The following is a 13,076-nucleotide window of genomic DNA, read 5'->3' as shown; positions in this document are numbered from 1 at the left end:
GCTGTTTTGAGGCGTTTTCGCGCGGAAGGCCGGGTTCCGCCCTTTCGGAAAATCTACCAGGAAAAGGAATGAAGGAATGACGCCGTTTCTTGAAATCCGCAACATTCGCAAGGAATATGGCCCGGTCGTGGCTGTTCACGACGTGACGCTGAATGTCGGACGCGGCGAGTTCATGACCTTTCTAGGACCGTCCGGTTCGGGAAAGAGCACGACGCTCTACATCCTTGCCGGGTTTGATCAGCCGACCCGCGGCGATATTCTGCTGGAAGGAAAAACGCTTCTCGAAACCCCTTCCCATCGACGCAATATCGGTATGGTCTTCCAGCGTTACACGCTGTTTCCGCACCTCTCCGTGGGCGAGAACATCGCCTTTCCCTTGAAGGTAAGGGGCTGGCAGAAAGCCGATATTACGGCGCGCGTGCGCAAAATGCTATCGCTCGTGCGGCTGGACGGCTTTGAGGATCGCAAGCCCGCCCGGATGTCCGGCGGCCAGCAGCAGCGGGTGGCGCTTGCCCGCGCGCTGGCCTATGATCCACCGGTTCTTCTGATGGACGAGCCGCTATCGGCACTGGACAAGAAGCTGCGGGAGGAAATCCAGTTCGAAATCCGTCGCATTCACCAGCAGACGGAGGTCACGATCCTCTACGTGACGCATGACCAGGAAGAGGCGCTGCGCCTTTCCGATCGGATTTCGGTATTCTCGAAAGGCGTCATAGACCAGATCGGCACGGGCGAGCAGCTCTATTCCAATCCCTCCACGCGGTTCGTGGCGGAATTCATCGGCGACAGCGACTTCATTCCCTGCGAGGTGGTGACGTCCCGCCATGGCAAGGCCGACATATCCGTCGGTCGGGATCTGATCGTGCCGGATGTGCCGTTGCATGGCGTCGGCGCGGAGCGTAGCGCGGCGCAACTGATGCTGCGTCCGGAGCGGATTTCCCTCTCACGGCAGAAGCGCGAACAGGCCCTGGCGGCCACGGTTGAAGACATCACCTTCCTCGGCAACAATATCCATGTTGCGACACGGCTGGCCGGAGACACGCCTGTTTCGGTCCGGGTGCCTTTCGGCAGCGAGGTGATGTCGGGGATCGAACGCGGAATGCCTGTGTGGCTGTGCTTCGAAGCGGGTGCAGCGCATGTGTTCGCAAGCTGAGTGAAAGGCGCGCCTTGGGCGCGAGCGGCTTCTTGCGCCCGCGCTCGACAGGATTATGCTTCAAAAAGAAAAGCGCATCAGCGCTTTCAAGGGATCAGCTGAATTCCAGGCTCATCTGGTCGAGATCGTGCCAAAGGCTTTCGGCAAAGCTGCGCAGCACCATAAGTTCGATGGCATCCTTTTCCACACATGTGACATGCGCGCCGATATGGCCGATCAGTGTCGGGGCGGATGCGCCGACCGGAAAGACCCGTGGATCGAGATCGAGGGCGGTGCCCTTGGCCAGAACGCGCCTTGCGTTGAAGCCGCGCAGCAAAATCCGGACGCGCCCGTGGCTCTGGTCCACAATGTCGGCTTTTGACTTGAGGCGAAGCGCAAGGGCTTGCATTTCATCTTCTGGCAGCGGGTCGGAACCGACTGCGAACCACTGACCGGGAGAGAAGCTGCGCAGAGAAAGCCCTGATGGCAGGACGTCCTCCGTCACGACAGCCACGGCGTCCGGTGCGTAGCGACCGAGCAATTGCAGGACGGTTCCTGTCCGCAAGGCTTCGATTTCGACGCCATGACGGTTGAGGCTCTGCTTTTGTGACAGTGCCGGGCGGGGAATGATCTGAAATTCCGTCATGCTCGCTCTTCCTCAGCGCTTCAGCTTTTCATGGGCGGGATCGACGAAAACCGGGCTGACCAGCTGTCCCTCTGCATATTCATTGCGCAGTGCGTTCCAGATCTGCACCTTCTCGCCATGTCGCGATGCGCCACCCTTGACGAGCGCCAGCCCGATGGTGGAGCCCAGATGCGGCGAGAAGCAGGAAGACGTGATATAACCCTGATCGTTTTCCAGCGACGCGGCGGCATCCTTATTCAGGATATGCGAACCGGTGCGGAAGCTGTTGGCCGGATCGACCGGCAGCACGCCAACCAGTTGCGGGCGCTCCGGATCCCTCAATCCTTCGCGTGACAGCATATGCTTGCCGATGAAGTCCGGTTTTGCCTGCGACACCATCTTGCCGAAGCCGAGATCGGCGGGCACCACGGTGCCGTTGATTTCGTTATGGGTCACATGGCCCTTCTCGATGCGCAGCACGGAAAGCGCCTCGATGCCATAGGGCATCAACCCATGCGGCTTGCCTCTTTCCATCAGGGCGTCAGCAGTCGCCTCCCCGAAATCAGCGGGTACGGCCAGTTCATAGGCCAGTTCGCCGGAGAAGGAGATGCGAAATAGCCGCCCCTTCAGCCGTCCGCCGAAAAGGGAGACTTCCTTTGCCCCAAGGTAAGAAAACGCATCGTTGGAAATGTCCTCATCGACGATCTCCTGCATGATGGCGCGGGAATTTGGACCCGCTAATGCCATCTGTGCCCATTGATCGGTCACGGAAGCAAGCCGCACGTCCAGTTCCGGCCACAGAGCCTGTGCGCAGAATTCCAGATGGTTCATCACGCCAGCCGCATAGGCTGTGGTGGTGGTCATGAAATAACAATCTTCGCTGAGGCGGCTCGTTGTGCCGTCATCATAGATGAAACCGTCGTCCCGCAGCATCAGGCCATATCGCGCCTTGCCGACCGGCAGTTTCAGGAAGGCGTTGCAATAAACCCGATCCAGAAACTCCGCAGCATCCGCGCCGGATATTTCGATCTTGCCCAGCATCGAGACATCGCAGATCCCGGCATTGCGGCGGACATTCTTCACCTCCCGATCCACGCTTTCACGCCAGCCGGTTTCGCCGGGCCGCGCAAACCAGGCCGAGCGATACCACAGGCCCGTCTCCACGAAGGTTGCGCCATTTTTCGCCGCCCAGTCATGCAGGGGCGATTTGCGCACCGGCTGGAAATGCTTGCCATGCGAGGTTCCCGCCAGGACCCCGAAGGATACGGGTGTGTAAAAGGGCCGGAAGGTTGTGGTGCCGACCTCGGCAGGGGAGAGATGACGGGCTTCGGCCAAGAGGCCGATGGCATTGACATTGGAAAGCTTGCCCTGATCGGTCGCCATGCCGTTGGTGGTGTAGCGCTTGGCCAGTTCCACATGGCCATAGCCTTCCTGCACGGCAAGGCCGAGATCGGAGCGGGCGACGTCATTCTGGAAGTCCACGAAGGCTTTTGTTTTGACGCCGGGAATTGTGAAGAGCGGCTTGGCAGGATGCGCCGGATAGGCTTGCTCGATGATCGGGCTTGCCAATGCCGGAGAAGAAAAGCCAAGCCGCGCCAGCACCTCTTGCGCGCTTTCAACCCCGGAGGCCATCGCCGCCGCCAGCGCGCATTCTCCTTTCACCGCACCGGCCAGCGTCAGGCCCTTCAGGCCGGCGGGGGCGAGAAAGGCACCATGTTCATCCGACCAGACCGGCTTGCCGCCGCGATGGCAGGCGAGATGAATGATGGGCGAGAAACCGCCCGACACTGCCAGCGCATCGACCTCCAGCCGCTCGGTCTGCCCCTCGCGCCAAAGGTCGATGCCCGTCAGCGCCTTGCCGCCATAGGCATCGGAGACGAAGCCGCCGCGCACCAGCCGCGCCTTGCCTGCCCATGGGGTCGCCGCCTCGCGGCGGCTGTCGATCAGCGCCGCCACCTCAAGGCCTGCGGCTTCGAGATCGGCGGCAAGGGCATAGCCGCTGTCATTACTGGTGAAAATTGCGGTTTTCCTGCCCGGTGCCACGCCAAACTGGTTGAGATAGCTGCGCATGGCACCCGCCATCATGACGCCTGGAATATCATTGCCGCCAAAGACCAGCGGGCGCTCTTCCGCGCCGGTTGCGAGAATGGCTTGCCGCGCAATGATCCGCCACAGGCGCTCGACCGGGCGATGGGCGGCGGTAAGGGCCACATGCTTCTGCACCCGCTCCACCACGCCAAAGACATTGCCATCATACCAGCCAAAGGCGGTGGCGCGGGGGAGAACCTCCACATTCGGCAGACTTTCCAGTTCTGCATTCGCCTCCAATACCCAGTCGGAGGCGGCTTTTCCGTCAATCAGCGCCGTTTCAGCCAGCAAGCCGCCGCCGAGACGGGCATTCTCGTCCACCAGCATCACCCGCGCACCGGCGCGGCCTGCGGTGAGTGCGGCTGCAAGGCCGGCAATGCCGCCGCCAATCACCAGCAGATCGCAATGCGCCCAGCATTTCTCGTAGGCGTCCGGATCGGCCTCGTGGCTTGCCTTGCCCAGCCCTGCTGCCTTGCGGATGAAGGGTTCGTAGAGCTTTTCCCAGAGCTTTCCCGGCCACATGAAGGTCTTGTAGTAAAAGCCAGCGCTCAGAAAAGGCGAGAGCAGGCCGTTCACTGCGCCGATGTCGCGCTCGAGACTTGGCCAGCGGTTCTGGCTTTGCGCTTCCAGCCCTTCGTAAAGTTCCTGCATGGTGGCGCGGGTGTTGGGTTCGGAGCGGCCCCCACAGCCAATCGTGACAAGTGCATTGGGTTCGGCAGCCCCTGCTGTGAGAATGCCGCGCGGGCGGTGATATTTGAAGCTGCGGCCCACCAGTTGCACGCCATTGGCCAGAAGCGCCGAGGCCAGCGTGTCGCCTGAGGCGCCCCGGTACTTTTTGCCGTCAAAGGTGAAATTCACCACCTTGCTTCGGTCGATCAGGCCACCTTTGGATAGACGGGAAGAGGTCATTCTGCGGCCTCCTTTTGGGCGGCATCGCGTGCGCCATGCACCTCATGGCTTGCCGTGTCGCGGCTCACCACCAGCCAGCGGCGGCAGCCGGATGTATGGTGCCAATATTCCTCGTAGGCGCCACGCGGGTTGTCGCGCAGATAAACATGGTCGAACCAGACGTCCGGCCCGGCCTGAGGATCGGGCCGTGACAGCGCCGCGCCCTTGACGGTGAATTCTTCCCTCGGCCGCAGGCCGCAATGGGGGCAGGGGATAAGACTTGCCATTGAGTTTTGACCCTAAGATTTCTCAGGCATTTCCGGACGCAAAACCGCTGCACGGTTTTGCTGCAAATGCGCTAATGAAGATTCGGCTGGGCACCCTGGCCCTTTTCGTCGATCACGTATCCGCGCGCGAAGCGATCCAGCCGGAAGGCACGGGCGGTCTCATGCGGTTCGCCCCTGGCGATCAGGTGGGCAAAGCAATAGCCGGAGGCGGGCGTGGCTTTGAAGCCGCCATAGCACCAGCCGGAATTGAGATAGAGATTGTCGAGATGCACCTTGTCGATGATCGGCGATCCATCCATCGACATGTCCATCACCCCGCCCCAGGATCGCAGCACCCGGATGCGCGACAGGGCCGGGATCATGGCCTTGCCAGCCTCTGCCACATGTTCGACGGTGGCAAGATTTCCGCGCTGGGCATAAGAGTTATAGCCATCGATGTCGCCGCCGAACACGAGACCGCCCTTATCGGACTGGGACACATAGAAATGCCCTGCACCGAAGGTGACGACCCCATCGATGAACGGCTTCAGCCCCTCGGAGACAAAGGCCTGAAGAACGTGGCTTTCCATGGGCAGCTTCAGCCCGGCCATCTGTGCGACCTGCGAAGAATTTCCGGCCGCCGCCAAGGCCAGCTTACCGCAGCCGATGAAGCCGCGTGTCGTTTCCACGCCAGTTGCCTTGCCGTTTTCACGGCGAATGCCTGTCACCTCGCAATTCTGGATAATGTCAACTCCGCGGCTATCGGCGCCGCGCGCATAGCCCCAGGCCACGGCATCATGGCGCACTGTGCCGCCGCGCCGTTGCAACAGGCCGCCCTGAATGGGGAAACGGGCGTTTTCGTAATCGAAGAAGGGCAGCATGGCCTGCACCTCAGCCCTGTCCAGCAGTTCTGCATCCACGCCATGCAGACGCATGGCATTGCCGCGCCGGGTGTAGGCATCCCGCTGCGCATCGGAATGGTAAAGGTTCAGCACGCCGCGCTGGGAAACCATGGCGTTGAAATTGAAATCCTGTTCCAATCCTTCCCAGAGTTTCATGGAGAATTCGTAGAACGGATTATTGCCCGGCAGGAGGTAGTTGGAGCGGATGATGGTGGTGTTGCGTCCGACATTGCCTGACCCGACATAGCCCTTTTCCAGCACGGCAATGTTTTCGATGCCGAAGACCCTGGAGAGATAATAGGCTGTCGCCAACCCATGCCCACCGCCCCCGACAATCACCACGTCATAATGCGGTTTCGGCTCCGGCTGCCGCCAATGGGCGGACCAGTGACGATTGCCGCGAAGGCCGTTCAGAAGAATGGAAAGAGCGGAAAAGCGCATCGCCTCGGTCTCTTGTCATGAAGATGCGGAGAGACTGTTACAGTTTGGAGAAATGGAATTGCATGAATGAGACATTCAGAGATAAAATCGAGACATGTCACACGTCTCTTCCGCCACCCAGACCATCGGCTTTCTACTGACGCCGAATTTTGCGCTGATGTCCTATGCCTCGGCGACCGAGCCGCTGCGGGCCGCCAATCTTCTGGCGCAGAGCCCGCTTTACGAGGTGGTGCCGCTTTCGGTGGATGGGGCGCCGGTGGTGGCGTCCTGCGGTCTGGCCGTGCCGTGCAGAACGCTTGCGGACGTACCATATCCCCTCCACACCCTCTTCGTCGTGGCCGGCGGCAATCCCTCTGACTGGCACTCTGTCGCCGCCGCCTATCCGCATGTGCGGCGGCTTTCACGGCAGGGGGTGCGGCTTGGCGGGATTTCGGGCGGTTCCTATCTGCTCGCGCAGGCGGGATTGCTGGACCATCATGCCTTCACCATCCACTGGGAATATGCCGCAGCCTTGGCGGAAGCCTTTCCCGAGCGGCAGCCGAAACAGGCCCGTTATGTGCTGGACGGCGAGCGGATCACCTGCGGTGGCGGGGTGGCGGCGCTGGATATGATGCACGCGCTGATTGCCGAACGCCTGGGCGCCGCCTTTGCCACACGGGTGGTGGACTGGTACCTGCATACGGCAGTCGCCGAGCCTGAAGGCCCGCAGCGCAGCGCCAGCCAGGACCGTTTCGGCACGCGGCATCCCGCACTGGTGGCTGTGCTGGAGGCCATGGAAAGCACTATTGAGAACCCGCTTTCCCGGCAGGCCATGGCGCGGCTGGCCGCTGTTACACCCCGCCATCTGGACCGGTTGTTCGCCAGCGAACTCGCCACGACATTTCTGGAGCGTTACCGCGCCATTCGCCTGACCCATGCCCGCAAGCTGCTGGAGCAAAGCCCCCTGTCGGTTTCCGAGATTGCCTTTGCTACCGGCTTTTCCAGCAGCTCGCATTTTTCGCGGGCCTTCCGTGCGCATTTTGGAATGCAGCCGAAATCGATTAGAAAGTCGTAAGTTCAGAATCAGGTGGAAGCTAGAATGGTCAAGGACAGCAAGTCGGAGCGCGCCGCGAAACTGGCGCTGGCGCAAGACCCACATGCGGTCCGCGAGCCACGCGCCAACAATCTGGAAATGGCGATCGGCCACGAGGTGCGCACCTTCCGAAAGAAACTCGGCCTGACGGTGGCCGATGTGGCCGCTGCCACCGGCATGTCGGTGGGCATGTTGTCGAAGATCGAAAATGGCAATATCTCCGCCTCGCTTGGAACGTTGCAATCGCTTTCCACAGCACTTGGCGTGCCGATTACCGCTTTCTTCAAGGGCTATGAGGAACCACGCAGCGCAAGCTTCGTAAAGGCCGGCGAGGGCGTGCATCTGGAACGGCGTGGCACCCGTGCCGGGCATCATTACAGTCTGCTGGGCCATATCGAAAACAACACATCCGGCGTGACCGTGGAGCCCTATCTTATCTCGCTGAACACCGAGTCCGATGTGTTTCCGACCTTCCAGCACGAGGGGATGGAGTTTCTCTACATGCTGGAAGGCGAGGTGGTCTATCGCCATGGGGAGAAACTTTATCCGATGCAGCCGGGCGACAGCCTGTTTTTCGATGCCGACGCGCCGCACGGACCGGAGCAGCTGGTGAAATTACCCGCCCGCTACCTGTCGATCATTTCATACCCGCAACAGAAATAGTTGCCTAAGAGGAAAAAAATATTCCTGAGGGTTGATTTAGCGTTTTGCCGGTGATAGCCATATCTCCATCGAGAAACGGAGATGGCGGCCATGTGCGGCATTGTTGGATTGTTCCTGAAGGACAAGAGTCTCGAACCTCAGCTAGGCAATCTGTTGTCCGATATGCTGATCACCATGACGGATCGCGGACCCGATTCCGCCGGCATCGCCATTTATGGCGGCGCGGGGTCCGGCAAGGGCAAGGTGACGGTTCAGTCCGCCACGCCGCAGGCGGATTTCGCAGGGCTGGAAGAGGCGCTGGCCAAGGCCGGTTTTGCCGCCTCCGTCACGGTGAAAAGCACCCATGCGGTCATCGAAGTGGCGTCCGACAAGGTGGCCGGAGTGCGCGAAGCGCTGGCTGGTATCCGCCCCTCCATCCGTATCATGGGGGCTGGTGAAAGCGTCGAGATTTTCAAGGAAATCGGTCTGCCGAAGGATGTCGTTGCGCGTTTCGGTGTCCGCACCATGGGCGGCACGCACGGCATCGGCCATACCCGCATGGCAACGGAAAGTGCCGTCACCACGCTGGGCGCTCATCCCTTTTCCACTGGCCCCGACCAGTGCCTGGTGCATAACGGCTCGCTCTCCAACCACAACAATCTGCGCCGTGAGCTGATCCGCCAGGGAATGCAATTCGAGACCCAGAACGATTCTGAAGTGGCCGCCGCTTATCTCACCTCGGAAATGGAGAAGGGGAAGGATCTGGGCGAGGCGCTGACCGGCGCGCTTTCCGACCTTGATGGCTTCTTTACCTTCGTTGTCGGCACCCGCACAGGGTTTGGCGTGCTGCGCGATCCGATTGCCTGCAAGCCTGCCGTCATGGCCGAGACGGATCAATACGTGGCTTTCGGCTCCGAATATCGGGCGCTGGTCAACCTGCCGGGCATCGAGAATGCCCGCGTCTGGGAGCCTGAACCGGCCACCGTCTATTTCTGGGATCACGCCAAGGCGGCCTGAAACGCAAGAGGATAACCATGCCTGTCTTCGACCTCTCCCAAACTCCGTTGCGCGAGCTGAACAGCGCCCTTCACGCGGTTACATCGGGGGCAAACGATACGAATTTCGAGATCCGCAATCCGCGCGGCCATCACGCGGTCGCCGTTGGCATCGACAGTCCCGTCACCGTGGAGGTGAAGGGCTCGGTCGGCTACTACTGCGCTGGCATGAACGACGGCGGCACCGTTACCGTGCATGGCTCGGCAGGTCCCGGCGTGGCGGAAAACATGATGTCGGGAACGGTCGTCATCGAAGGCGACGCCTCGCAATATGCCGGTGCTACCGGGCGCGGCGGGCTGTTGGTCATCAAGGGCAATGCGGCATCGCGCTGCGGCATCTCGATGAAGGGGATCGATATTGTCGTCCACGGTTCCATCGGCCACATGTCTGCTTTCATGGGGCAGTCCGGCCATCTCGTCGTGCTGGGAGATGCGGGCGAGGCGCTGGGAGATTCGCTTTACGAGGCCAAGCTTTTCGTGCGTGGCACGGTCAAGAGCCTCGGTGCCGATTGCGTCGAAAAACAGATGAAGCCGGAGCATCTGGAAAAGCTGGCCGAACTTCTGGAAAAGGCGGGCGTGACCGGTGTGAAGCCGGAAGAGTTCAAGCGCTATGGCTCGGCCCGCAAGCTTTACAACTTCAATATCGACAATGCCGAAGCGTATTGAGCGGAGCAGAAAATGAGCTATCACAACCCCAATACGCCGCCGCGCAAATCCGCGACCTTCGACGATTACACCCTGGCGGAAATCCGCCGCGCCGCCGCCACCGGCATTTATGATATTCGTGGCGCCGGCACGAAGCGGAAGGTGCCGCATTTCGACGACCTGCTGTTTCTCGGTGCCTCGATTTCCCGCTACCCGCTGGAAGGCTATCGCGAAAAATGCGATACGTCCGTCGTTCTCGGCACGCGCTTTGCCAGGAAGCCAATCCATCTGAAGGTTCCGATCACCATTGCCGGCATGAGCTTCGGCGCACTTTCCGGCAATGCCAAGGAAGCGCTTGGACGCGGCGCAACGCTGGCCGGTACGTCCACCACAACGGGCGATGGCGGCATGACCGATGAAGAGCGCGGCCATAGCCAGACCCTGGTCTATCAATATCTGCCGTCGCGCTATGGCATGAACCCGAAAGACCTGCGCCGCGCCGACGCCATCGAAGTGGTCGTGGGCCAGGGCGCAAAGCCCGGCGGTGGCGGAATGCTGCTTGGCCAGAAGATTTCCGATCGCGTGGCCAATATGCGCAACCTTCCCAAGGGCATCGATCAGCGTTCTGCCTGCCGCCACCCGGACTGGACCGGCCCGGACGATCTGGAAATCAAGATCCTCGAACTGCGTGAAATCACCGATTGGGAAAAGCCGATCTACGTGAAGGTGGGCGGCGCAAGACCCTATTACGACACGGCCCTTGCGGTGAAGGCCGGTGCCGATGTGGTGGTGCTGGACGGTATGCAGGGTGGCACGGCGGCCACGCAGGATGTTTTCATCGAGCATGTCGGGATGCCGACGCTTGCCTGTATCCGCCCCGCCGTCCAGGCCCTTCAGGATCTTGGAATGCATCGCAAGGTGCAGTTGATCGTCTCCGGCGGCATTCGGTCCGGTGCGGATGTGGCAAAGGCCCTGGCGCTTGGCGCCGATGCCGTGGCGATCGGCACGGCGGCGCTGGTTGCCATTGGCGATAACGACCCGAAGTGGGAAGAGGAATACAGACAACTCGGCACCACGGCAGGCGCCTATGACGACTGGCACGAAGGCAAGGACCCGGCAGGCATCACCACGCAGAACCCGGAACTGGCCGCCCGTCTCGACCCGGTTCTCGCCGGTCGCCGCCTTGCCAATTATCTCAAGGTGATGACGCTGGAAGCCCAGACGATCGCGCGCGCCTGCGGCCATAACCGACTGCACAATCTGGAGCCGGAAGACCTCTGCGCCCTGACGATGGAAGCCGCCGCCATGGCGCAGGTGCCGCTGGCCGGAACCAGTTGGTATCCCGGCAAAGCCGGTTTTTGAGATCAGTTGTCCGCGCATTCCTCCCAGGGGCGCGGACATTTTTTCATCTATAGCATTGTCCCGAGAAAAGTGGAATCCGGTTTTCCGTCAGGACATGCGTAAAAACAAAGAGTTAGAACATTTCAGTGTTTCCGTGAAACATTGAGACGCTCTAATATGTGTCCAAATCCAAAAAATCAGGGGAACGACGTGACACAGGATCTTGTGAAATTTGCCAGTGAGCGCGGCATCAAATATTTCATGATCAGCTACACCGACCTGTTCGGCGCCCAGCGCGCCAAGCTGGTCCCGGCCGAGGCCATCGCCGACATGCAGAAGGATGGCGCGGGCTTTGCCGGTTTTGCCACATGGCTGGATCTGACGCCTGCCCATCCCGACCTTTTCGCCGTGCCGGACGCAGCATCCGTCATCCAGCTGCCGTGGAAGAAGGACGTTGCCTGGGTCGCCGCCGATTGCGTGATGGACGGCAGGCCGGTGGAGCAGGCGCCGCGGGTGGTCCTGAAGAAGCTGGTCGAAGAAGCGGCATCCATGGGACTTCGGGTCAAGACGGGCGTGGAGCCGGAATTCTTTCTGATTTCCGCCGATGGCAGTAAAATATCCGACGAATTCGATAGTGCGGAAAAACCGTGTTACGATCAGCAGGCGCTGATGCGCCGCTATGACGTGATTGCCGAGATCTGCGATTATATGCTGGAACTGGGCTGGAAGCCCTACCAGAACGATCATGAAGACGCCAATGGCCAGTTCGAGATGAATTGGGAATATGACGACGCGCTGAAGACGGCGGACAAGCACTCCTTCTTCAAGTTCATGGTCAAATCCGTAGCCGAAAAGCATGGGCTGCGGGCCACCTTCATGCCCAAGCCGTTCAAGGGCCTGACCGGCAATGGCTGCCATGCACACATCTCGGTCTGGGATCTCGACGGCAGCACCAATGCCTTCGCTGACAAGGCCATGCCCTTTGGTCTCTCTGCCAAAGGCAAGACCTTCCTGGGCGGCATCATGAAACACGCCTCGGCCTTGGCAGCCGTTACCAATCCCACGGTCAATTCCTATAAGCGCATCAACGCGCCGCGCACCATTTCCGGTGCCACATGGGCGCCGAACACCGTGACCTGGACAGGCAATAACCGCACCCATATGGTGCGCGTGCCGGGGCCTGGCCGTTTCGAGCTTCGCCTGCCGGACGGAGCCGTCAATCCTTACCTGTTGCAGGCGATCATCATTGCCGCTGGCCTCTCTGGCCTGAAAAGCGATGCCGATCCGGGCCCTCATCACGATATAGACATGTATCGGGAGGGGCATCTGGTGACGAATGCGCCCAAACTGCCGCTCAACCTTCTTGACGCCCTGCGTGCCTATGAGGCCGACGCAGAACTACAGGCGGCTTTGGGGCTGGATTTCTCCAAGGCCTATCTCAAGCTCAAGCAGGACGAGTGGAACGGCTACTGCTCGCAGTTCACCGCCTGGGAACACCAGACCACACTCGACATCTGACACGCGCCATGCCTTGTCCGACCGGCATCCTCGGGCATGACCCGAGGATGCCGCTTCTTGCGCGGCATGTGCCTTCATGAACCGGGACAATAATCGGGCGTCCCGCCGGAGACGATGATGAAGACCTATGTTTTGACGGTGACATGTCCTTCGACGCGCGGCATTGTCGCGGCGATTTCCGGCTATCTGACGGAAAAGGGCTGCAATATCGTCGATAGTTCGCAATTCGACGATCTGGGCACGGGCAAATTCTTCATGCGCGTCAGCTTCATTTCGGAAGAGGGTGTGGCGCGCGAGGCGCTGGTCAAGGGTTTCGAGCCGATTGCCGCGAAATTTGCGATGGATGTCGATTTCCACGATGCCAGCCAGCGCATGAAGGTGCTGCTGATGGTGTCGCGCTTCGGCCATTGCCTGAACGATCTTCTCTATCGCTGGAAGATCGGCGCGCTGCCGATCGACAT

At 60.5% G+C, this 13,076-nt stretch carries 12 protein-coding genes; 8 read left to right on the top strand and 4 right to left on the bottom strand.

From position 1 onward, the window contains the following. Positions 1-76: 76 nt before the first annotated feature. Positions 77-1,153: an ABC transporter ATP-binding protein gene (locus tag T424_RS0115890; RefSeq protein ID WP_027488598.1), complete on the top strand. Its 1,077-nt coding sequence runs from the start codon at positions 77-79 to the stop codon at positions 1,151-1,153. A 94-nt stretch (positions 1,154-1,247) separates the two neighbouring features. Here the strand turns inward: T424_RS0115890 and T424_RS0115885 are convergent, their stop codons facing one another. The 4 genes from T424_RS0115885 to T424_RS0115870 form a co-directional block, all read right to left on the bottom strand. Beyond that, positions 1,248-1,778, bottom strand: a complete 531-nt coding sequence (locus tag T424_RS0115885) for a sarcosine oxidase subunit gamma family protein (RefSeq protein ID WP_027488597.1) — start codon at positions 1,776-1,778, stop codon at positions 1,248-1,250. 12 nt (positions 1,779-1,790) lie between these two features. Then, positions 1,791-4,754 carry a sarcosine oxidase subunit alpha family protein gene (locus T424_RS0115880; RefSeq protein ID WP_027488596.1) on the bottom strand — a complete coding sequence of 988 codons (2,964 nt, stop codon included), beginning with the start codon at positions 4,752-4,754 and terminating at the stop codon, positions 1,791-1,793. Further along, complete coding sequence (locus tag T424_RS0115875) at positions 4,751-5,020, bottom strand: sarcosine oxidase subunit delta (protein ID WP_027488595.1); 270 nt, start codon at positions 5,018-5,020, stop codon at positions 4,751-4,753. The genes T424_RS0115880 and T424_RS0115875 overlap by 4 nt, the downstream gene beginning before the upstream one ends. 71 nt (positions 5,021-5,091) lie before the next feature. Beyond that, entirely contained in the window at positions 5,092-6,342 is a 1,251-nt protein-coding gene (locus T424_RS0115870) for a sarcosine oxidase subunit beta family protein (protein WP_027488594.1), read from the bottom strand. Between the two features lie 94 nt (positions 6,343-6,436). Here T424_RS0115870 and T424_RS0115865 point away from each other — a divergent pair, with 94 nt between their 5' ends. The 7 genes from T424_RS0115865 to T424_RS0115835 all read left to right on the top strand — a co-directional run. Then, on the top strand, positions 6,437-7,396 hold the full coding sequence (locus T424_RS0115865) for a GlxA family transcriptional regulator (protein WP_027488593.1): 960 nt from the start codon (positions 6,437-6,439) through the stop codon (positions 7,394-7,396). A 24-nt stretch (positions 7,397-7,420) separates the two neighbouring features. Then, entirely contained in the window at positions 7,421-8,077 is a 657-nt protein-coding gene (locus T424_RS0115860; protein WP_027488592.1) for a helix-turn-helix domain-containing protein, read from the top strand. A 90-nt stretch (positions 8,078-8,167) separates the two neighbouring features. Beyond that, entirely contained in the window at positions 8,168-9,073 is a 906-nt protein-coding gene (locus T424_RS0115855) for a class II glutamine amidotransferase (protein WP_027488591.1), read from the top strand. Between the two features lie 17 nt (positions 9,074-9,090). Next, positions 9,091-9,777, top strand: coding sequence for a GltB/FmdC/FwdC-like GXGXG domain-containing protein (locus T424_RS0115850; protein ID WP_027488590.1), 687 nt, complete (start codon positions 9,091-9,093; stop codon positions 9,775-9,777). A 12-nt stretch (positions 9,778-9,789) separates the two neighbouring features. Next, positions 9,790-11,118: an FMN-binding glutamate synthase family protein gene (locus tag T424_RS0115845; protein WP_027488589.1), complete on the top strand. Its 1,329-nt coding sequence runs from the start codon at positions 9,790-9,792 to the stop codon at positions 11,116-11,118. A 189-nt stretch (positions 11,119-11,307) separates the two neighbouring features. Further along, positions 11,308-12,615 carry a type III glutamate--ammonia ligase gene (gene glnT / locus T424_RS0115840; RefSeq protein ID WP_027488588.1) on the top strand — a complete coding sequence of 436 codons (1,308 nt, stop codon included), beginning with the start codon at positions 11,308-11,310 and terminating at the stop codon, positions 12,613-12,615. A 117-nt stretch (positions 12,616-12,732) separates the two neighbouring features. Further along, positions 12,733-13,076 (top strand): ACT domain-containing protein (locus T424_RS0115835; RefSeq protein WP_027488587.1); only part of this gene is annotated, 344 nt, incomplete at its 3' end.

It is taken from the genome of Allorhizobium undicola ORS 992 = ATCC 700741, from assembly GCF_000621665.1.
Lineage (GTDB): Bacteria > Pseudomonadota > Alphaproteobacteria > Rhizobiales > Rhizobiaceae > Allorhizobium > Allorhizobium undicola.
The sequence above is the reverse complement of the archived record's forward strand: the minus strand, read 5'-3'. Positions and strand labels throughout refer to the sequence as shown.

What these genes read in the sequence shown, in the direction of transcription:
- T424_RS0115890 (WP_027488598.1), top strand. Translation starts at nt 77, where the DNA reads ATGACGCCGTTTCTTGAAATCCGCAACATTCGCAAGGAATATGGCCCG.
- T424_RS0115885 (WP_027488597.1), bottom strand. Translation starts at nt 1,778, where the DNA reads ATGACGGAATTTCAGATCATTCCCCGCCCGGCACTGTCACAAAAGCAG.
- T424_RS0115880 (WP_027488596.1), bottom strand. Translation starts at nt 4,754, where the DNA reads ATGACCTCTTCCCGTCTATCCAAAGGTGGCCTGATCGACCGAAGCAAG.
- T424_RS0115875 (WP_027488595.1), bottom strand. Translation starts at nt 5,020, where the DNA reads ATGGCAAGTCTTATCCCCTGCCCCCATTGCGGCCTGCGGCCGAGGGAA.
- T424_RS0115870 (WP_027488594.1), bottom strand. Translation starts at nt 6,342, where the DNA reads ATGCGCTTTTCCGCTCTTTCCATTCTTCTGAACGGCCTTCGCGGCAAT.
- T424_RS0115865 (WP_027488593.1), top strand. Translation starts at nt 6,437, where the DNA reads ATGTCACACGTCTCTTCCGCCACCCAGACCATCGGCTTTCTACTGACG.
- T424_RS0115860 (WP_027488592.1), top strand. Translation starts at nt 7,421, where the DNA reads ATGGTCAAGGACAGCAAGTCGGAGCGCGCCGCGAAACTGGCGCTGGCG.
- T424_RS0115855 (WP_027488591.1), top strand. Translation starts at nt 8,168, where the DNA reads ATGTGCGGCATTGTTGGATTGTTCCTGAAGGACAAGAGTCTCGAACCT.
- T424_RS0115850 (WP_027488590.1), top strand. Translation starts at nt 9,091, where the DNA reads ATGCCTGTCTTCGACCTCTCCCAAACTCCGTTGCGCGAGCTGAACAGC.
- T424_RS0115845 (WP_027488589.1), top strand. Translation starts at nt 9,790, where the DNA reads ATGAGCTATCACAACCCCAATACGCCGCCGCGCAAATCCGCGACCTTC.